The organism is Vibrio crassostreae, from assembly GCF_041439375.1.
Classification (GTDB): domain Bacteria; phylum Pseudomonadota; class Gammaproteobacteria; order Enterobacterales; family Vibrionaceae; genus Vibrio; species Vibrio crassostreae_D.
The window spans coordinates 1-20,069 of sequence record NZ_JBGONY010000077.1 but is presented as its reverse complement, the minus strand read 5'-3'; the positions used below and the strand labels follow the sequence as shown (position 1 = coordinate 20,069).

The 20,069-nt window shown below is 44.2% G+C and carries 21 protein-coding genes and 1 pseudogene; 13 read left to right on the top strand and 9 right to left on the bottom strand.

Annotation, left to right across the window (positions count from 1 at the left end; genetic code table 11):
• Nucleotides 1–63 precede the first annotated feature (63 nt).
• Nucleotides 64–1,473: a heme anaerobic degradation radical SAM methyltransferase ChuW/HutW gene (hutW, locus tag ACED45_RS21850; protein ID WP_371714989.1), complete on the bottom strand. Its 1,410-nt coding sequence runs from the start codon at nt 1,471–1,473 to the stop codon at nt 64–66.
• A 161-nt stretch (nt 1,474–1,634) separates the two neighbouring features.
• On the opposite strand from hutW, the gene ACED45_RS21845 reads away from it, so the two are divergent.
• The 6 genes from ACED45_RS21845 (at nt 1,635) to ACED45_RS21820 (ending at nt 6,577) form a co-directional block, all read left to right on the top strand.
• Entirely contained in the window at nt 1,635–2,465 is an 831-nt protein-coding gene (locus ACED45_RS21845; protein ID WP_371714988.1) for an energy transducer TonB, read from the top strand.
• Nucleotides 2,466–2,467: 2 nt separating this feature from the next.
• Entirely contained in the window at nt 2,468–3,169 is a 702-nt protein-coding gene (locus ACED45_RS21840) for a MotA/TolQ/ExbB proton channel family protein (RefSeq protein ID WP_017067950.1), read from the top strand.
• Nucleotides 3,166–3,579, top strand: a complete 414-nt coding sequence (locus tag ACED45_RS21835) for an ExbD/TolR family protein (RefSeq protein WP_371714987.1) — start codon at nt 3,166–3,168, stop codon at nt 3,577–3,579. The genes ACED45_RS21840 and ACED45_RS21835 overlap by 4 nt, the downstream gene beginning before the upstream one ends.
• A 165-nt stretch (nt 3,580–3,744) precedes the next feature.
• The gene (locus tag ACED45_RS21830; RefSeq protein ID WP_371714986.1) at nt 3,745–4,632 is read left to right on the top strand and encodes a heme/hemin ABC transporter substrate-binding protein; all 888 of its coding nucleotides are present in this window, start codon (nt 3,745–3,747) and stop codon (nt 4,630–4,632) included.
• Nucleotides 4,633–4,757: 125 nt separating this feature from the next.
• A complete protein-coding gene (locus ACED45_RS21825; protein ID WP_371714985.1) occupies nt 4,758–5,795 on the top strand; it encodes a FecCD family ABC transporter permease in 1,038 nt (345 codons plus the stop codon).
• The gene (locus ACED45_RS21820) at nt 5,795–6,577 is read left to right on the top strand and encodes a heme ABC transporter ATP-binding protein (RefSeq protein WP_285953772.1); all 783 of its coding nucleotides are present in this window, start codon (nt 5,795–5,797) and stop codon (nt 6,575–6,577) included. The genes ACED45_RS21825 and ACED45_RS21820 overlap by 1 nt, the downstream gene beginning before the upstream one ends.
• 395 nt (nt 6,578–6,972) lie before the next feature.
• Here ACED45_RS21820 and ACED45_RS21815 read toward each other — a convergent pair whose 3' ends face one another.
• On the bottom strand, nt 6,973–7,434 hold the full coding sequence (locus ACED45_RS21815; RefSeq protein ID WP_004731875.1) for a TetR/AcrR family transcriptional regulator: 462 nt from the start codon (nt 7,432–7,434) through the stop codon (nt 6,973–6,975).
• A 530-nt stretch (nt 7,435–7,964) separates the two neighbouring features.
• Here ACED45_RS21815 and ACED45_RS21810 point away from each other — a divergent pair.
• The gene (locus ACED45_RS21810; RefSeq protein WP_017062761.1) at nt 7,965–8,264 is read left to right on the top strand and encodes a YfcZ/YiiS family protein; all 300 of its coding nucleotides are present in this window, start codon (nt 7,965–7,967) and stop codon (nt 8,262–8,264) included.
• A 36-nt stretch (nt 8,265–8,300) separates the two neighbouring features.
• On the opposite strand, the gene ACED45_RS21805 is transcribed toward ACED45_RS21810, so the two are convergent.
• The gene (locus tag ACED45_RS21805) at nt 8,301–8,603 is read right to left on the bottom strand and encodes a YnjH family protein (protein WP_371714984.1); all 303 of its coding nucleotides are present in this window, start codon (nt 8,601–8,603) and stop codon (nt 8,301–8,303) included.
• Nucleotides 8,604–8,704: 101 nt separating this feature from the next.
• Between ACED45_RS21805 and ACED45_RS21800 the strand changes: the two genes are divergently transcribed.
• Nucleotides 8,705–9,304, top strand: coding sequence for a hypothetical protein (locus ACED45_RS21800; protein ID WP_371714983.1), 600 nt, complete (start codon nt 8,705–8,707; stop codon nt 9,302–9,304).
• Nucleotides 9,305–9,406: 102 nt separating this feature from the next.
• Here the strand turns inward: ACED45_RS21800 and ACED45_RS21795 are convergent, their stop codons facing one another.
• Nucleotides 9,407–10,513: a 1-acyl-sn-glycerol-3-phosphate acyltransferase gene (locus ACED45_RS21795; protein ID WP_371714990.1), complete on the bottom strand. Its 1,107-nt coding sequence runs from the start codon at nt 10,511–10,513 to the stop codon at nt 9,407–9,409.
• A 175-nt stretch (nt 10,514–10,688) separates the two neighbouring features.
• On the opposite strand from ACED45_RS21795, the gene ACED45_RS21790 reads away from it, so the two are divergent.
• Nucleotides 10,689–11,315: an AraC family transcriptional regulator gene (locus tag ACED45_RS21790; protein WP_371714982.1), complete on the top strand. Its 627-nt coding sequence runs from the start codon at nt 10,689–10,691 to the stop codon at nt 11,313–11,315.
• Between the two features lie 37 nt (nt 11,316–11,352).
• Here the strand turns inward: ACED45_RS21790 and ACED45_RS21785 are convergent.
• The 3 genes and pseudogenes from ACED45_RS21785 to ACED45_RS21775 all read right to left on the bottom strand — a co-directional run.
• Nucleotides 11,353–12,026: pseudogene (locus ACED45_RS21785) on the bottom strand (IS3 family transposase); the annotation flags it as partial.
• 135 nt (nt 12,027–12,161) lie between these two features.
• The gene (locus tag ACED45_RS21780; protein WP_048661091.1) at nt 12,162–12,650 is read right to left on the bottom strand and encodes a hypothetical protein; all 489 of its coding nucleotides are present in this window, start codon (nt 12,648–12,650) and stop codon (nt 12,162–12,164) included.
• A 22-nt stretch (nt 12,651–12,672) separates the two neighbouring features.
• Complete coding sequence (locus tag ACED45_RS21775; protein WP_048662378.1) at nt 12,673–13,194, bottom strand: nicotinate-nicotinamide nucleotide adenylyltransferase; 522 nt, start codon at nt 13,192–13,194, stop codon at nt 12,673–12,675.
• Nucleotides 13,195–13,303: 109 nt separating this feature from the next.
• On the opposite strand from ACED45_RS21775, the gene nadE reads away from it, so the two are divergent.
• Nucleotides 13,304–14,134 (top strand): ammonia-dependent NAD(+) synthetase, encoded by an 831-nt coding sequence (gene nadE, locus ACED45_RS21770; protein WP_055319374.1) that lies wholly within the window; start codon nt 13,304–13,306, stop codon nt 14,132–14,134.
• 86 nt (nt 14,135–14,220) lie between these two features.
• Here nadE and ACED45_RS21765 read toward each other — a convergent pair whose 3' ends face one another.
• Nucleotides 14,221–16,077, bottom strand: a complete 1,857-nt coding sequence (locus ACED45_RS21765) for an MOSC N-terminal beta barrel domain-containing protein (RefSeq protein ID WP_371714981.1) — start codon at nt 16,075–16,077, stop codon at nt 14,221–14,223.
• 217 nt (nt 16,078–16,294) lie between these two features.
• On the opposite strand from ACED45_RS21765, the gene ACED45_RS21760 reads away from it, so the two are divergent.
• Both ACED45_RS21760 and pyrC read left to right on the top strand, forming a co-directional pair.
• Nucleotides 16,295–16,453: a YqaE/Pmp3 family membrane protein gene (locus tag ACED45_RS21760; protein ID WP_004731890.1), complete on the top strand. Its 159-nt coding sequence runs from the start codon at nt 16,295–16,297 to the stop codon at nt 16,451–16,453.
• A 192-nt stretch (nt 16,454–16,645) separates the two neighbouring features.
• Nucleotides 16,646–17,674: a dihydroorotase gene (gene pyrC, locus ACED45_RS21755; RefSeq protein ID WP_050632884.1), complete on the top strand. Its 1,029-nt coding sequence runs from the start codon at nt 16,646–16,648 to the stop codon at nt 17,672–17,674.
• Between the two features lie 116 nt (nt 17,675–17,790).
• Here pyrC and ACED45_RS21750 read toward each other — a convergent pair whose 3' ends face one another.
• On the bottom strand, nt 17,791–18,696 hold the full coding sequence (locus ACED45_RS21750) for a DUF808 domain-containing protein (RefSeq protein ID WP_371714980.1): 906 nt from the start codon (nt 18,694–18,696) through the stop codon (nt 17,791–17,793).
• A gap of 174 nt (nt 18,697–18,870) precedes the next feature.
• Here ACED45_RS21750 and ACED45_RS21745 point away from each other — a divergent pair, with 174 nt between their 5' ends.
• On the top strand, nt 18,871–19,797 hold the full coding sequence (locus ACED45_RS21745) for a M14 family metallopeptidase (RefSeq protein ID WP_371714979.1): 927 nt from the start codon (nt 18,871–18,873) through the stop codon (nt 19,795–19,797).
• The last annotated feature ends 272 nt before the right edge of the window (nt 19,798–20,069 follow it).

Below are 20,069 nucleotides of genomic sequence, written 5' to 3'. Positions count from 1 at the left end.
AACTCTTTACCATGCTGTTCAAAAAACACTCACGAAAGATCAACACGCCCTAAAAATTCGATATTAAGCGTGCTTCAAGCTTGCATGGGGGTGAACGCCCGAACCTGGCGCTTTTGGCGCTGGGTGCATTGCTTGATATTCAGCGTTAAGCACTTGAATCACACTCTGAGCCAGACTTACTGCCCAGAAGCTGCCAGCAATAGTCAGGCTCAGGTAATCTTCCGAAAGCTCAACTAAACCGTTCTTTTCCCAATGCGCGAACAAAGGCTTTAGGTAGTCGAACGTGTCATGTCCCATAAAGCTCGCTAACGTACTTCTTCTAACAACACCAGAATCAAAGCCTGCCTTTAATGTCGAGAAGATTGGCTCTAATGAGCTTTGCTTCGTCATCATGGCAATCGGCAACTGACCTTGTTTTATAGACTCCATGTAGCTGTCTAAAGTTCGATGTTGCATCACACCGTGGCCGCCAATGTTGCCACCAGCACCACAACCAATTGGAAGCACCTCGGCATAAGTTTTCGCTAAGCTGTTGTAAATGCTGCGTTCGCGGTTATCGCGAGTCCAGTGATTCACGCTCAGCTGTTTAACCTTGTGCTTAGCCATGAATTCAACACCCGCCAGGTACATGCTCGCCTTATCTGGCGTATTGGCCGGTGGTGGGATTTTTCCTTTCTCAACGAGATTAAGCATAGGTGCATTGCCCGCAACAATCAGTTGGTAGAGGTCGATACCGTGTGCACCAGTAGACATGTAGTCTTCTAAATCTTGTTGGAACACTTCCATAGATTGGTGTGGTAATCCGTATAACAGATCAAGAACGATTGGCGCTTGCTCTGTACGGCTTAGTGAACTGATACGTTCTAGCACAACCTCTCGGTCATCTAGGCGCTTAGCACTACGTCGAACTTGAGTGTTGAAACTTTGAATACCGAATGAGAAACGATTGAAGCCACCTTCAAGCGCACGATCAAACATCTCGTCGCCAAATCGATTGATGCGCCCTTCCAATGTCATCTCAACATCGTTCGCTAGTGGGAAATATTGGCGAATAGCCTTACCTAATTGCTCTACTTGTTGAGACGATAGGTCGGTAGGTGTTCCGCCACCAATGTAGACAGCGTGAAATAATCCAGACTGAGCCCAAGGCGTTTTGGCTTTTTGCTTCAACTCAACCATCAGAGCCTCGAAGTACTCATCGACTAATTTGCGGCTTGCGGCATTTTGGAAAAAGTTACAGAACGTACAACGCACACGGCAGAAAGGAATGTGAATATACAGGCAACGCTTATCCTGTTTCTTCCCTTCGCTTAGCATCAATTCATCAAAGTGTTCTAACTTCTTACTGGGGTCGACCGGAATTGAACTTCCTCCGGCGTGGGCAGAATGCTTTTTCGCAAACGCAAAACGAAGCGGATCAGGGCTAGAAACACCCAAGATTGATTCGTCAAATTTATAAATATCAAGACTCATATAATCTCTCTAAACACTTACATAGCAAAGCCTGGAAGACTATTCGCTAAAAACTGAGAGAATCATAAATACACGCAAATGATAATGCAATTGATAATTGATCTTATTTAGATTCTAAGCAATAATCCGATACAGAATTTTGATTTGGTAAAGGATTGATTGTGAACGTTCCTAGATATGTTATTGCAGGCGGTGCATCGTTAGTGATTCATGCAGCGTTATTGTTTGTCGCTCAAGAATCCAAAGTATTTGCGATGCCTGCAGGTAGCCAATCGAACACGGTATCGATCAACTTCACTCCTAAGAGCGTTCCTTCACAAGCTCAGCAAAAAACAATCACAGAGCTAGTTGAACCTGAGCCAATAAAAGAAACCGTCTCACAAGCCGAACCTAAACCAGTCGAAACAAAAACGGTTGAGCCAAAGCAAGCTAAGCCAACCCCAAAGAAAAAAGCGATCACCAATAAACCTCAACCAAAGAAAGTTGAGAAAAAAGTTATTGAGAAGAAGGTTGTCGAGAAAAAGCCGGTTCAAAAGAAACCAGTGACTGAGAAAAAGGTGGTTAAGAAAGAGCGTCCAGACCTAAAACCAGAACCAAAGTCCAAACCAGCCACTCAACCAGAGAAACTGGCCAACAAGAAAATCGATAAGAATATGGACGAGTCTGCGAACCAACCTCAGGAAGTAAACCAAGGCGTGTCAAACCAAGAACCGGTGCTAGTAACTAAGCCTTCTTTCTCTGCACGCCCTACACCGCCGAATTATCCTCGCCAAGCCAGACGTCGTGGCGTTGAAGGTGTCGCAACTTATGAGATCTGGTTAGACGCAGAAGGCAAACAAATTAAACAAGCATTAGTAAATTCATCAGGCGCACTAATGCTCGATAACGCCGCTTTAGAAGCCATTAAACAATGGAAATTCTCACCTCACACTGTCAATGGTCGAGCGATTGCTCACCGTGTACAAATACCTGTTCGTTTTAGGTTGGATTAATCATGCAACAAATCAGTTACTTACAAGATCAACTTGGCTTAATGACTTGGCCTCTTCTCATCTGTTCTGCATTAACAGCAATGATCATCGCTGAACGTATCTTCCAAGTGATGTTAAGCATTGGTGTTGGCAAACGCGCCATTCGTCGAGAGCTCAACCAGATCTCACCAACCAACAGCAAAGAGATCGAAGCATTAGCACAATCTATCTCAGGAAAACGACCGCTACTGTACAAGGGCGTGTCGATGTTGCTTGCTCACCACTCTTTTTCGAAAGGACTGCGTGAAGATGCAGCAGGGATCTGGCTACAAGAAAAACGCCACCAGCTCCATGCAGGTTTAAGACTGCTTGGTTTGATTGGCGTGATCAGCCCACTCATCGGCTTGCTTGGCACAGTACTTGGTCTTATTGAGATGTTTAAAGGTGTTGCCGCGACAACAGGCAGCATTACACCAAACGATCTGGCTGACGGTCTTGGCTTAGCAATGAGAACCACGGCAGCAGGTTTGATGATTGCGCTTCCTGCTATTTCAGGGGCGCAGCTACTAGGGTTATGGGCCGATCGAGTGCTAGCTCAACTGGAGCATACATTGAACTATGTGAATGTGTGGTTAGAAGGAATGTCGATTCAAACCAATCAGTCCGGCGATGTGAATAGCACGACCGTAAACCAAGCTTCTACCGGTGATGTGAGCCAAGCATGATTAAAACGCCCAACTCATCGCACACGCAAAGCCTAGCGCCGGACTTAACGCCGCTACTCGACATCATTTTTATCGTGATGGTTTTTCTATTGCTTACGGCATCGGTAAAGCTGGAATCGCTAGAAGTTGAACTGCCAAGATCGGATGTCAAAAACGTTTCTGAAGTCCACAAGGATTCGATTAGCGTCAATATTTTAGACCGCGAACCCTACTGGGCAATTAACGGTCAAGAATACATCGACTGGGAAAACTTCAAGATTGCCCTGTTAGAAGAGACTGGTTCAACGGATAAAAAACCGATCATCATTGGCGCAGATAAAGCCGCCAACGTGGAGAACCTAGTGAAGTTGCTTTCCTTCCTTCAAGAGAACGGAATACCAGCGACTCAACTGCTCACGGACGATGGTTAGAACAACACTCAATTTTTATGAAGCCTAGCGTTTATGAAATTTGGCTCCTGATAGCTAAGACCAAATAGACAGAACTAAGCCTCTCTATCGATTCGAACTCACAATGCGAACGGACTGCTCACTGAGTATCTTCGCGATACAAAAAGAAAATATAAAGAACTTATTATGAACAACTTAAACGTGCTCAATAAATTAAAGACCAAGAGACATCTCCTTTCAGTTGCCGCTATGAGCTTGGCACTTAGTGCACCCGCAATGGCCAACGACACTGAACAACCTCGAATCATCAGTGCCGGTAGTGCTGTTACTGAATTGGTTTTGGCATTAGGTGCTGAAGAGCAGTTAGTCGCGATTGATGTGACCAGCCACTTTCCTCAAGCAGAAAACCTGCCAAAGATTGGTTATCACCGAAACCTGTCTGCGGAAGGCTTACTTGCCCTAGAACCGACCACGTTGATTGGCTCAGATGAAATGGGACCAGACAACGCTATCTCTCAATTGAAATCAGCGGGTGTCGATGTAGAAATCGTCAACACCGAAGCGAATGTTGAAGGGCTATTAAAACGTATCGACCAAATCGCTAAGATTACCCATACCGAAGCACATTCACAGCAAGTTAAAGCTGAAGTAAATCAGAAGATTGCTGCACTGAAAGCAAACCAAGTACCAAGCAACGAAGCGAAGAAGGTGCTTTTCTTATTGCTGCATGAAGGTCGCCCTGCGAACGTTGCCGGTGGTGAGACTTCACCAAACGCGATCATTGAATTGGCTGGCGGTGTGAACCCTGCCGCTCAGAGCTTAACGTCTTACAAGCCACTGTCGATGGAGTCACTGGTAGAAATGCAACCCGATGTGATTCTAGTCAGTGGCCGTAGCTACCAAAAAATGGGCGGTGCTGATGCCATCCTGAAATCGTTGCCTATGTTAGCGGCAACTCCTGCAGGTATGAACAAGCAAATCATTACCGTTAATGGCAGTGCTTTGGTTGGTGGACTTGGCCTTGAAAGCCTTTCTGAAGCGAAGCGATTAAACGCACTTATCTATCCGCTATAACTTATCTACCCGCTATAACTCAACTACCCTATTTTTACTGTTGCTTGCTTAATACTCATCACCGTCTCGCTTTTTGCGAAGTCGGTGATAAGTATTGAAGCGGGTGATAGACATTGAGGCTCTTTATGTTGCTACGATCCGTCCCACTGAAAACATCGATGTTAGGCCTAGGAGCTACCTTACTCTTCGTCGCGCTGTACTCGATCACTGTTGGGCCAATGAACATTAGCTTGGCTGACAGCGCAGCCAGTCTACTCCAACCAAACAATGACTTAGCACCTCACATCAACTTGGTGATTCAAGAGATTCGCTTACCCCGAACGATATTGTGCATGCTAATCGGCGCGATTCTCGCTTTATGTGGCGCGGTCATGCAGGGCTTGTTTCGAAATCCGCTTGCCGAGCCAGGAATCATCGGCGTGTCTGCCGGAGCCTCATTGGGTGCAGCATTAGCCATCGTGCTTTTCTCTGAGCTTTCACTGCAATACCCCGCTTTCATGAATTTTGCAGCTGTGCCTATATTTGCCTTTTTAGGCGGAGCCTTAACCACGCTGCTGGTTTATAAGCTAGGTACGGGAAAATTCGGTACTTCAGTCACCATCATGTTGTTAGCAGGTGTGGCGATCAGCGCACTGTCAGGCGCAGGTATTGGCTTCTTGAACTTCATTGCCGATGACCAAATGCTGCGTGATCTTTCATTATGGTCAATGGGTTCATTAGCGGGCGCGAAGTGGTCAGGTATTTTGCTTGCGGCTGTCACTCTGGGCGTACTATTTATTGTCTTCTACCGTCAAGCAATGTCACTGAATGCCCTGTTACTTGGCGAATCAGAAGCACAGCATCTTGGTATCCCAGTACAGAAGCTAAAGCGAAGGTTGATTCTACTGACTGCTGCAGGCGTTGGTGTCACGGTTAGCCTATCTGGCATGATTGGCTTCATCGGTCTTGTTATCCCCCATTTGGGCCGCATGTTGGCTGGCCCGGATCACCGTATTCTCTTGCCCCTATCAGCGGCACTAGGCGCATTACTACTAACAGCTGCAGACATGTTCTCACGCGTGGTACTTGCACCAGCAGAACTGCCTGTAGGCATTGTCACTGCAATCATCGGTGCTCCATTCTTCTTGTACCTTCTATTTCAACAGAAAGGGAGAATCCTTTAATGTTTCCTTCCGCGTTAAAAGCGACCGACATCGAAGTGAAGTTCGGTAGTAAAGTGATATTAGATGGTGTTTCTATTGAGATTGAAGCAGGAAAGGTAACCACACTGCTTGGGCCAAATGGCGCAGGGAAAAGCACTCTGCTTAAAGCGTTATGCCAAGAAATTTCGAGCAAGGGTGATATCCAATATTTTGGACACACCAAAGATAAGTGGCCTTCGCATAAGTTGGCAAAACATTTGGCTATGCTTCCTCAGCACAGTACCTTGACCTTCCCATTTTTGGCACACGAAGTTGTTGAGCTTGGTGGGATCCCCTTACAAGAGTCCAACAAGAAGCTCACCAACATAGCTGGCCAAAAAATGGATGTTGCTGATGTAACACACCTAAGTGAAAGGCTCTACCCTTCGCTATCTGGCGGTGAAAAACAGCGAGTTCACTTGGCTCGAGTGCTAACTCAGCTTCATTATTCTGGCGATCAATGTATCTTGATGCTTGATGAACCAACATCTGCACTGGATCTTGCCCACCAGCACAACACCTTAAAGATCGCGAGAGATTTAGCCGACAACCAAAATGCGGCCGTAATCGTAGTGCTACATGACTTAAACCTGGCCGCTCAGTACTCCGACCGACTCGTAGTACTAAAAGATGGTCACTTAGTTTGCGATGGCAGCCCTTGGGAGGCACTTCAACCTTCTATGATTGAGGATGTATACGGCTACAAAAGTATCGTCGAAAAACATCCAACCATGAGCTTCCCTCAGGTTCACCCCGCACAATAGACTCGATTTAGAACCCACTCATTTTGAGTATTCGTTCCTAATAACAGTTAAGTCACTCTAAGCCTCGATTTTCTCGAGGCTTTTTATTGGCTCATAGCCTCTCTCCCGTCTTAAACTCCATTTTATTAGCAACCATAGCAATGAACTCCAAAACGTCCCACTCCGAGCGTTTGAGGCTCTAGAAATCAACAATATCAGTTAGTGTTGCTTAGTTTTTAGCAACTAAGGTTGAATATAAGAGGCAAACGTAAGCATTTAAAAAGAAAAGAAATAACTTCAATTGGAACTAAATAAAGTTAGCGGCAGCGGAGTGAGAACGAGAGAAAAAGAGCGAGATAAATGAAATTGCAGGCACAAAAAAAGCCCCCTCAGGAGCTTCTTTCATTGTGTATTGATTATTGGCTCATTCGAATCAATGATTTACCAATCAACCACTCAAGTTCTTTACCGCTTGTATCGCCAAACTGAGTTTCAGTCAGCTTGTATAGACGATCAATACCGTTTGCAGCGAACTCATGAGCACTCTCAGCAGTAACGATATGATGGAAAAGTAAACGTAAGATTGCTAGGAACTCAGCGTCTTCAAGTGCTGCAACCCAGCTAGCTGAAAATGCGTCAAGGCCATTTTCGAAGTCAATGTGTTCCATGAACATCTTGAAAATACGACCGTCTAAAGCAGCAGTAAAATCCGTTTTCTTTGGAAAGTGATGACTAATACCTGTACGAGAAACGCCTGTTTGTTGACTCAACGTCGTGTATGACATCTTGTCGTAACCTAATCTCAATAGCTGGTCTACAACGGCATCCATGATCTTCTGGATCGTGATTTCTGTATCTTCTTTACTACGCTTTGGCATATTCAGGCTCTTCTCTTTGTAAATCCATCTAACTCAATCAAATGAAGTCAGAATGAAAATCGTTATCAGCATTATGTGAGCAAGGTATTTTTTCGCAAGTATTTATAACTAAATTCACACAAATACTATGTACGAACAATTTTACAGTGATGTCTCTTTGGACACTTTGTCTAATTATTCTTCGAAAATCACCTTACAATCCTAAGTCGATAAGTTTAAATAACTACTTAGAATATGAAATACCCAACGAAAAATTCATTGTATAAATACCTATCAAGCGATAGATAGTCTTATAAAATCATTCCTGGCGCAACTAAGTGAATGATATTCTGACAAATTAATAACATTCCTTTTCAACAAAACGTGAGGTAAATCACATACATATTTATCGGCGCGAATGTAGATATTCATTAAGCACCTTAACAAACAACATAGCATACCAGTACAAATTAGTTCAAAGGTTTTAATTTTTGTAGATACAGTTCAAATTGCTCGTTAGAATAACCTCAGACTTTGTAAGAGGATTATTTATGAGCCAAGATATTGGTAACAATGATGTATGTGAGGCTTGCGGTTGCGCAGGCGAAATTGGCTTCATCATCAAAGAAGGCGACGATGTTGCTGAAGTAACGGTTTACGGTAACTCTAAAGCCCTTATTGAAGCTGAATTCGCTAAGTATGTTGAGTTAGCAAAGCAAGTGTCTAGCAATGTTGAATTTGAAGCATCAGAGATGACAGAAGAAAGCACAGAATTGCACGCACGCTTTAAATTTGAAGTCAGCGCCGAGAAGATTATATTCGAACTTAAGACTCGCTCTCTAGCGCGTTAATATAAGCACCTGTACACATACAATTAAAAGACGAGTTTATTGCTCGTCTTTTTTTATTATTTCAACCCAACCTAGAGCACCATTAGTCTCAAAGTCATTTTCAGCCGCACATTTAATCACAACACCCGACACCTCAACGATAGCACCGACACTATATGCCCTATCATTGTAATAACAAACTCGTTGCTGTGAACCACTCTGAGTGACGACGACTGCCGCCTTTGCTGGCGTTGATATTATTTTATTAGCACTTGCTGATATTGAGTAAAGCACCGCGGATAAAATCACAAAAATTGTCAGAATTTGACGCTTTATTCGAATCATAGATTTACCTTTCATTGTCTCTGATTCCTATTTACCTACCAACAAATGAGTAAAACACTATGCGAGAATAATTTTTTCATTATAGTGTTAACGTCTATCGTAATAAGAAGCCCATTATGCTCCGAATAATTGCACTTATTATTGGTTCTTTAACCATAACAAATTTGACTGCAGAACCACTCGATCAGTATCAAATATTGAACCATCTGGATAATTACGGAAACTTATATTTACGAAATAAGCCTTACACCTCACTACCCACTGGGTTAATCGTTGATGGCAATCTAAATATAGAGAACACCGCGATCACTCGCCTACCTAAGGGCTTAGAAGTTAACGGTAGCCTCAAAGCGTCTAACAGCCAGCTCTCTCGAGTTGCGACTGGAGTTAAGATAAAAGGCTACGCCGACTTAATTGGCAGTCAGATTACCAGTTGGCCACGAGGAGTAAGAGTGGGCGGATTTATTAACCTCACAGACACTCCACTTCAGAGGCTACCCAATGGCTTTAGAGTGAAAGGAGATCTGAGCGTGATTCGTACGCCTTTGACAGAGCTACCAAACGGGATAGTCATCGATGGCGACTTATATATAGGTGGTTCTGGGGTCACAACGTTTCCCGAGACCATGACAGTAAAAGGCAATATATACCTAGGTGGCAACAACGTTACGACTTGGCCAACAAACCTAGAACTCGGTGGCGCCGTCGCTCGATAGTTCAACCTAAACTTTAGGTCTTAAAAGCAGATGACCAGCAACAAAAAAGGAGCCTAAGGCTCCTTTTTCAGTTCCATCAATGAACTTGTTTGCTAACACTCATTAGTCGATATTCTTCACTGGGTTCGCATAGCTATCGATCAAGTATTGACGAGCGCCTTGTGGCAAAGTCGATAACTTCTCTTCAAACTCTTGCTTAACCGCAGCTGTAATCGACTCGTCTTCTCTTTCCGCTGCTAGCAAGTTAACTGGGAACAGCTTGTAGTTATCGTGGATCTGACGATCAATCTCTTCTGCAAGCGCTTCTGGCGTATCAAAATCTTGGTCGATAACCTGACCGAAACCGACATGAACACGACCTTTATTACCGATGATACCTTGAATGATACTTTCGATATCTTCAAATTCACCCTTTTCGTAACTGCCGTTTACGTCTTTTTCAAAAAGCTCTATCGCTTTAGCCATATCACATGGGTCATTCTCGTAAGAAATAGCCACAGGAACGATCTTCAATGACTTCACGTATTCAGGGAAAGCAATTTTTTGTTTACGTCCTTCAACGTGAAACATTTTCAAGATTGCTGGCTCGGTAAAATCGTTACCGTCTTTAGCGCGACCTTCCTTTTGAGCGATCCAGATTGAGTTACCCGTTTCTAGAGAATGCTTAATATAAGAAGACAGCTGCCCTAGTGCTTTCATCATCTCACGCGGTCCTTTCAAAGAACGCTTTACGATGAAGCTCTTGTTTAAACGCATCAATTCCGTCGCACATGGCTTCTTCAGCAGGTTATCACCAATAGCGATACGACAAGTCTGATGATTATTTTGATGCAGAGCGTAGTTTACCAACGCAGGATCCATAGCAATGTCACGATGGTTTGATACAAATAGATAAGCTTGATTCGCATCCAGTGACTCGACACCAGTGTACGTTACACCTTTAGTGGTTTTCGCTAGCGTGTCGCGTAAGTACTTTTTCACTTCAATCTGAATGGATTCAACGCTAGTCAGCTTGCTCCATTTCATTTTTAAGTACACACGCAAAATCGGGCTCATTAATGCTTTGAACCAAGATGCATGGTTTGAAAAACGGTAGTGCAAGATTGCACTGATAAATTCTTCATCATTAATAAGACGGTTTAGTGCCGCTGGAATTTCATCATCGCCGTAAGGGCGAATATCAACATATGGATCGGTTGGAGAGGTCATTTTTTCATTCATATAATAAAAAGCTGGCTCATTCTACGCGTTGTTTTGACTTCTCGCAGCTACAGAGCCCATACTTTTGACAAGGTCAGACCAGAAACATTGAAAATCCCCTGTTATTGTTGGCATTCTTTAAGATTAACGGTAATCTTGACGCCCCAAAATTAAGGTACTATCTATGAACTTCGCTATTGAATATACATCGGCTTACTTTTCACACTTGGTGATCACACCACGCAAGAAAGTACTTAAACATAGCCTTGTATCGGTTCAAAGTGGCTTGGTTTTGATTAAGCTAGGCAAACAAGAGTACGCCGTTGAACCAGAACAAAGCGTCTGGATTCCATACGACTGCCTAACGTCACTGACCTACTTTCCAAACACTCAAATTAGCCGTGTCGACTTTTCTGTACGTTTGACGGATTCATTCCCAAGACAAGCGGGGTACATTACGCAAACTAACCTCTCTTCGGCACTATTAGAAAAGCTAGAGCAGACCAAAGCTCGCGCTTCCAATGCCAATAATACGGAACAAGCGTTTAAAGATATGCTTTCTGTATTGAAGCAAGAAGTGCTGTCGTTTAAACCACTGCTTTGCGAAAGTGCGCTTTCTCAGCGATTCAATCAATGGAACATTGATGATTCAAACCTACCACAAGAGCACACTCTGGTGATGGTGATGCGAGAAGCAAAGAAACGTATGCAGTCAGGCCAAAAACGTTCACTTGTGATTGATGATCTGTTCTCAGGTAAAGAGGAAGAGTTCGAGCAACTGTGTATGCTTGTTTTTGGTGAAGATTTATAGCTTGGCGGTAAGTGAGAGTTGGTATTTAAACTAATAAGGTGTAACTCCGTTTCGGTTTAACGAGTAAGCGCTCTTCCCTGAGGTAATCAAACAAAGCATCACGCCCAAGTTTTATGCCCTTAGCTATCAGCTTGGGTTTCAATAAAAAATAGAGCTTACGAGTTCCTAGCCGAGGCATGAAGCGTCTTAGTTCAAGAACCATTCCTTTCACAGGAGCAAGCTCAGCCTGACGAGTTGCCTCGCGTTTTTCTCTCTGATAGACACATTGACGAGATATACCGAGCAATGAGCAAGCTTTACTTAAACTTACTTTCCTCTCTTTTTGAAGGCTTCTTGCTCCTTCGCTATATACTTTTTTCTTAGCGACATCCCATGTTCAGCGTCAAGAATATCAACCACTCTGTTGAGAAGAAGACACCTAAGACGTTCGTCTTCAAGCTCTTGTTCAAGTCATTTTATTTTTTGGGCGGGCGTTTCACTCGCTCTCGGTGATTTAGGCATCGTGCTCTTCCTTGGATTGGTAGTCCAATCCATTTTGCCATGCTTTCTTAACCAAGTAAGAACAGTCGAACGACCTTGTATGCCGTAAATTGATTGAGCTTGTTTATAGGTCATGTCGCCTTTTTCGATGGCGTCTACAACCTGTAATTTAAAGCCTAGTGTGTAATCACGCTGAGTGCGCTTAACGTAGTGTTTATTTGGAATGCTCATCATTAGTCCTCAATGTGTAAACACATTTCAGGACGGGACACCAGATACTAAAAAGCCGCAAAAACTGAGTTTTTGCGGCTTTTTTAATTCTTAGTGTTTTTACATAGATAGCAATCTATTTATGTCACTACCTGTCTAAAATGGCAATTCAACCTGCATCATTAGGTCGGCGTCACGTGAGTCATGCCAACGATAATCAAAGCGCATACGCGGCTGCCCTTCTACTTTCTCACCAAAACCGATGCTGAGTTGAAGACCATGATTCATCAACCACTCTTCCGTCGACATATCATACTGCTCGTCTTCCAGATCTTCGGGAAACCACATCCCCAAACCTACATAGTTTGATTCAATGCTTTGTGTCAGTAGTGGTGCGTCTTTACTTTGAAGAACCCAATCAGACCAATAATCAGGTGTACTTTCTGGTTCATCATCGCTCAGCCCACTGATTTCCATCATACGTTGGCCAAAAGACTCGATACTCGAAGAAAAGTCCAAGCAATTATCGTCACTAGAAGTCAGCATGATCGAATCTAAGCTAAAAAAGTCACATTCAGCGTATGCAGGCATACTGCATGCTGTTATCAACAACGTCGCTGGTATCGCGCGCTTTAGCATAGTCATCAGACCTCTTGAATTAATGAATCTACATTATTGTATACAGACCACTATCTTGCAACATCTTTGTAACTGACTTAGTACTCAGTTTTGATACATCGCTTCCACTTATCAACGCATTACGAATGTCTGTACTACGAATTTTGACTTTTTCAGGGCAAGCCATTACAGACCACTGCTCGGTAATCTCATCTGATTTATAGAAAGATGAGAACTTAAAGAAGTTATCTGGGCCAATCACAAACGTCAGTTCAGCGTCACGATGTAACTTTTGAAGTTCACTGAGCACTGCAAAAGTCGTGACGCTTTCACCTGGGGTAAATAGGCTCTTTTCGATCAAAGAAAGCTCCACTTGATCCAGTGAAAGATCACTAATAAATGCGTTAACTAACTGACATCTCGTATCAAAGTCTAGCATCTCTTTTCCCCAAGCGTGGGCAATACTTGGAACCAGAAGAATCTTGTCGAAATGAGCCAGTGAATCAATCACACTTTTATGCCCTAAGCTCGGCGGATTAAACGCACTACCGAAAATGGCTATTTTTTCCATTATTAATTACTGCCTTCTCTTTCTAAGCTTGTGCAAAGAGGTTTTTAAATCGAATGATTTAGGTATGATAACACTAGATTTTTAATTTGCTTGCAGGAAAGGAATACGAATGGAACAGTTAATTCGTGACGAAATGCGCGTACTACCTTCAATTGACCCTCACTTCGAAGTGACTCGTCGTGTGGACTTTATCAAAACGAAACTTCAACAGTCTGGCTGCAAGTCCCTGATCCTTGGTATCAGTGGCGGTGTAGACTCAACGACCTGTGGCCGCTTGGCACAGATGGCCGTTGATAGCCTGAATGAAACTGCTGGTAGCAACGACTACCAATTCATCGCGGTTCGCCTACCTTACGGAGAACAGAAAGATGAAGACGAAGCGCAACTTGCGCTGTCTTTCATTCAGCCTTCTCAATCTGTTTCTGTAAACATCAAAGCGGGTGTAGATGGGCTTCACGCTGCATCTCACGTTGCGCTTGAAGGTACAGGTTTACTACCAACAGACTCAGCAAAAATCGACTTTGTGAAAGGTAATGTGAAAGCTCGCGCTCGCATGATCGCACAATACGAAATTGCAGGTTACGTTGGCGGCCTTGTGATTGGTACTGACCATTCAGCAGAAAACATCACTGGCTTCTACACCAAACACGGTGACGGTGCATGTGATTTAGCGCCTTTATTTGGCCTGAACAAGCGTCAAGTTCGTGAACTAGCAGCAACACTGGGCGCTCCAGAGCTACTGGTTAAAAAAGTGCCAACCGCTGATCTAGAAGAGCTTGATCCACAAAAAGCCGATGAAGCAGCATTGAACCTTTCTTACGACCAAATCGATGATTTCCTTGAAGGCAAAGAAGTCCCTCAAGACGTGTCTGACCGCTTAGTGGGCATCTACAAAGCAACACAACACAAGCGTCAACCAATCCCGACGATCTACGATTAATGCTTTAAGTTAATCTCAAATTAAAAAGGCCGGAAGTTCAACTTCCGGCCTTTTCTATTTTATGAAGGGAATGACTTAATTAGCCATTAATCAACAACTTCGATATCGGTTTGAGGCACACTGCAACATGCCAGTATCTGCCCCATATTACGTTCATGCTCTTGCAATGCTGGTACATCCGGTTGATGAACTTGTCCTGACTCAAGGGTCACTTTACAAGCGCCACAGAAACCCGCACGACAACTTGAAGCAATAGACACACCCGCCGACTCTGCTTGCTCTAGCAAGGTTGACTGGTTATTACCTTCGAACAAGTAGCCATTGACACTTAACTGCAGTTGCTTCACCGCCTCTTCGGTAGACTGAGCCACACCAAACGCTTCTTGATGGTAATGCTGAGGGTTGAGTCCCATTTGAATCAGCAGTTTCTTTGCATTATCCATAAAGCCGTCAGGGCCACACACGAACGCTTGGCGCTTGTGTAGATCTTCAATTTTAGCGACATGAGACACGCTCAAACGTCCAGACAAACCATCCCACTCTTTCGTTGGTTGGCTCAATGAATAAATCACACTTAAGCCTTCGTGCTCTTTGGCGATCTGGTCAATCTCAGCTTGATAAGGAATATCTTCTTCGCTACTGCATTGATGATAGAAAACCACATCATTAATCTGACCATGGTCTGATAGATAACGAAGCATCGACAGCATTGGCGTGATGCCGCTACCTGCAGATAAAAGTAGTAAAGGGTGCGTTGGATTTTGTTCTAGATAAAAAGCACCGTCTGGTTTTTGAGCAACAAGAGTGTCACCTACTTGGAAATGGTCATTGAGCCAGTTTGAAATTTGACCATCGTCCACTCGCTTTACAGAAATCGCCAAACGGCCTGCGCGTGATGGGCTAGAAGATAACGTGTAACGACGAGAAACCTTCTCGCCATCAATCACCATCTCAATCGGTAGATGCTGCCCAGGCTGGTAACTTGGTAGTGAGTGGTTCTCTTTCGCTGGTTCTAGCCAAAACGTTGTAAAGTCGCGAGCGATCTCTTCACGTTCAACACAGGTTAAGTGCAGCGACTCCACCCAAGTGTCTTCGTAGTGCTCTTTCTCTTTGGTTTCGAGAACTTCAACCACATCACCCGCTTTCACCAGACCTTCATTTTTCGCCACAAGGTTCTGACCAAAGAAAACACCACCGCGTTCGTTGGCTCTGAATGTAGAAAAGGTATTAAGCGGCTCTTTTGTTGCTCTGAATTCGCCACTCTCAACATCGACTGTTGTTAGGATACAGCGCTCACAAGGCTTCACCGCTTCGAATTCAACCTCACCGATACGTATACGCTTCCAACCATCTTCAGCAAAGGCTTCTGTATTGGATACAACAAAGTTAGTGCGGAACTGATCCATTGAATGAACTTCAGGGCTGCGGCGATTCAGCTCATCTAGAGAGGCTTGGCTGATCACCAACATTGGATAGCCATCGGCGAAACTGACATTCTGACCAAGCTTTTGTCGAACACGATTGGATTGCTCACCACAGAACAACAGTTCTACGCGAACACCAAGCACATCGCTGAACCAATCATCCGCCTCGTCGTTGGTGGTATACGCAGTGAAGCTGTCTTTCCACACCGTTGCAGGCGCTTCTTGCATCTTGAAGTTTGCATATTTCAGACGCAGTGGCTCTTTACCTTCATAAGTAAAAATCAAACCGTCTGGCTGCAAACTTGAAGAGACCTTAACCATCTTCGGGTACTTGCGCGCTGTAACCATTGAACCGTCTGCCAACGCCAGCATGAAACGCCTGTCAAAAGTTAGACCTTGTTTTTCGACCCAAGCAGAAGAGAGCGCGATCCCGCCCACAGATTTCACGGGAAATACATTGATTTGAGATAGAGAAGGCACTTGCTCTAAAGCCTTTTGATCTGACGGTAGCTGCGACATAACGATTCCAATGTTTTGTTGTTTGTCCCAATGCTAACAAATGGTTATAAATAGATAAACTGGCAGCTACTAAACACTTGATACTAAGCTATTATCTTGAGATGTTTAGCTTTCTACCTTGATACATTAAGGCAGCAATGCAGTAACACTCTTTATACGTTCTATACTTTGAACACAATTTCTGCATTGAACTTTCATTGAATAAAAAGGATTTATCATGAACAAACTCGTCATTATCATTTTATGTGTACTGCTTCCGCCTGTTGGTGTGTTCTTCGCTCGTGGTGCAGGTAAAGATCTGCTGATTAACATCATCCTGACCTTCTTCTTCTGGGTGCCAGGAATGATCCACGGGCTTTGGGTGGCGACTCGATAGCTCGTCCTCAAAATTAAATACCGAATAAAATACTAAGAAAAACAAGCTCCTAACCCTGAAGAGTTAAAAATAGGATGAAATGAAAGTGCTTTTCCACTATCATCCTGTCGCCTAAACGTAAGCGATTGCTTTCACAGATTTCGCCGAGTTTAGGCTCCAACTACATAACACTTCAAATGGTGGGAGCCTTCAATGACACAACTTACGATTACTCGTCCTGACGACTGGCACGTTCATCTACGCGATGGCGAAGTATTAAAAGATACAGTGCGCGATATCAGCCGCTACAATGGTCGAGCGTTAATCATGCCAAATACCATCCCACCGGTAACCGATACCGAAATGGCTCTTGCTTACCGTGAACGCATCATGGCAGAGCAGCCAAGCGAGCAGTTCCAGCCTCTAATGGCACTTTACCTGACAGACAACACAACACCTGACGAAATTCGCAAAGCGAAAGAGTCTGGTGCAGTAGTCGCTGCAAAGCTTTACCCAGCAGGCGCGACGACTAACTCGGATTCAGGTGTAACTTCGGCTCAAAAGATTTACCACGTGTTAGAAGCCATGCAAGAAGTGGATATGTTGCTACTGGTTCATGGTGAAGTAACCACTCACGATGTTGATATCTTTGACCGTGAGAAGCAATTCCTAGACACCGTGCTAGCGCCGATTGTGAACGACTTCCCTAACCTGAAGATTGTTCTAGAGCACATCACAACTGCTGATGCTGCAAACTTCGTTAAAAACGCGAACGACAACGTAGCGGCAACCATTACTGCTCACCACTTGCTTTACAACCGCAACCACATGTTGGTTGGCGGCATTAAGCCACACTTCTACTGCCTTCCTATCCTGAAGCGCAACACTCACCAGTTAGCACTTATCGAAGCGGCAACAAGCGGCAGCAAGAAGTTCTTCTTGGGTACAGACTCTGCACCACACGCAAAAGGCGCAAAAGAGTCAGCATGTGGTTGTGCGGGTTCTTACACAGCGCACGCTGCCGTTGAACTGTACGCAGAAGTGTTCGACTTAGAAGGTAAGATTGAGAACCTAGAAGCGTTTGCAAGCCACAACGGCCCTGACTTCTACGGTATTCCACGTAACACTGACACTATCACTCTTGTTAAAGAAGAGTGGAACGTTGCTGAAACGATGCCTTTTGGTTCAGACATCGTTGTGCCAATCCGTGGCGGCGAGACGATTGCTTGGTCTGTAAAGTAAGAACTTAGCAAGCATAGTAAATACTTCACTTTAACTAAAAAGGGTCACCCGCTTATGGGTGACCCTTTTTTTATTTTGTATGAAAGGAACGCTTTAACTAAGACGTTGTTCAAGCCCTACTTACCGCGAATTTTTCCAATCACAGTCCAAACAGCAACGACGATCAATCCAGCTAAGACGCCGATAACACCGTTCAACAGAGTTGGAACCACCGCTGTCGCTATCGTATGTCCACGAAAATCCATAATAATCGGCTCAATTAAGTGATGAATCGCAGGAACGTTGTGCACCACAATGCCACCGCCAACCAAGAACATCGCTGCAGTACCGACCACAGCAAGCGTCTTCATTAACTTGGGCGCAAACGCGACTAGCCCGTTACCCAATTGAGTTTTCATGGTACTTCCATTCGATGTTCGCTGGAGATAGAAACCTAAATCGTCCAACTTCACGATCCCAGCAACTAAGCCATAAACACCAATCGTCATCACAACTGCAATCAAACTCACGACAAGAATCTGAGTGACGATACTTGTACCCGTCACGGTACCCAGAGCTATCACGATGATTTCCGCAGATAATATGAAATCAGTACGAATCGCGCCTGCGACCTTTCTCTTCTCATATTCTTCTATGGATTCACCAGTACTTGTGTCCTCCCCCTTTTCATCATCTTGATGAGAATGAGGAAACAACTTCTCTAAGATTTTCTCAGCCCCTTCAAAACAAAGAAACAGACCACCAATCAAAAGCAAAGGCATGATCAGCCAAGGAATGAAGGCACTGATCAATAATGCCGTGGGCACTAAAATCAGCTTGTTTTTAAATGAGCCTTTGGCAACCGCCCATACCACAGGGATCTCTCGTTCAGCAGAAACACCAGATACCTGCTGAGCGTTCAGCGCTAAATCATCCCCCAACACACCAGCGGTTTTTTTCGCTGCGACCTTAGACATCAGTGCGACATCATCCAGCACGGTTGCAATGTCATCCAGTAGCGTTAATAAACTTGCTCCAGCCATTTTATGGTCTCTTTTAAGGGATTAAACAATTGATAAAATGTAACACCATCAATCCACTCATCAAAGTTATGAGTCTGTAAAAAATAGAGTCACAAGTTGTGTTTTCTATTGCCGTCTCAGCTAGACAGGACTAGTCTGTCTTCATCTTTCACGAACATAAAAGAAGAAGTATAGATGAAAAGTGAATACTCCTACCCAATCGGTGAGCCTGGACAAAAATGGCAACAAGCAGAACGTCAAGCATGGTTCGCTCAAAGAACGGTTAAGCGTGAATATCAACAAGAAGTTGTACCAAAAATCCAAGCACTCGCAGACCGCTTCGACATCGAACAATACGGCGCACTGAGCTACGACGAAGCTCGCTTCCCACTCTTTGCTATCAAGAGCAAAAACTGGGATGCATCAAAACCGACGATCCTTGTAACGGGTGGTGTTCACGGTTACGAAACCAGTGGTGTTCACGGCGCGATCAAGTTCGCCGCAACTCAAGCAGAACAGTACTCAGCACACTTCAACATTGTTGTTGCACCTTGTGTGAGCCCTTGGGGTTACGAAGTGATCAACCGCTGGAATCCAAATGCTGTTGATCCAAACCGCTCTTTCTACGACGGTACGCCAGCAGAAGAATCAGCAAACCTACGAGCTTTAGTGGCCTCTTTGCCAGAAGTATTGGTTCACGTTGATCTGCATGAGACGACAGATTCTGATGAAACTGAATTCCGCCCGGCACTTGCTGCTCGTGATGGCATTGAGTACATCGAAGGCATGATCCCAGACGGTTTCTACACGGTTGGTGATACTGAAAACCCACAACCTGAATTCCAAGCAGCGGTTATTGCTTCGGTCGAAAAAGTGACCCACATTGCACCAGCAGATACAGACGGCAAGATCATTGGTTCTGAAGTTACCCAACATGGCGTGATCAACTACCCAATGAAGAAGCTAGGCTTGTGTGGTGGCGTGACTGATTGTAAGTACGGCACAACCACTGAGGTTTACCCAGACAGCGATAAAGTAACAGATGAAGAGTGTAATGACGCTCAAGTTGCCGCGGTAGTCGGTGCTTTGGATTACGTAATCCAACACGAATTAAACGCTTAAGCGACTACTTAAGACCTCGCACCAAGCACTTAATAGCGAGTTCCCTAATAACTAGTCTCCTGAAGCTAATCCCTAAAACTAAGAAAGAGCCACAAGTGACGATTCACTTATGGCTCTTTTTTTGTCTTTTCTACTTGTCTTTGATTTCTTCATGGGCATAAAAAAGCTCCCTTGCACACAGTACAAGAGAGCTTTGAAATAATACTTAGTAAGGAGTAACTAGGGCGTGTTGATCTTTCGTGAGTGTTTTTTGAACAGCATGGTAAAGAGTT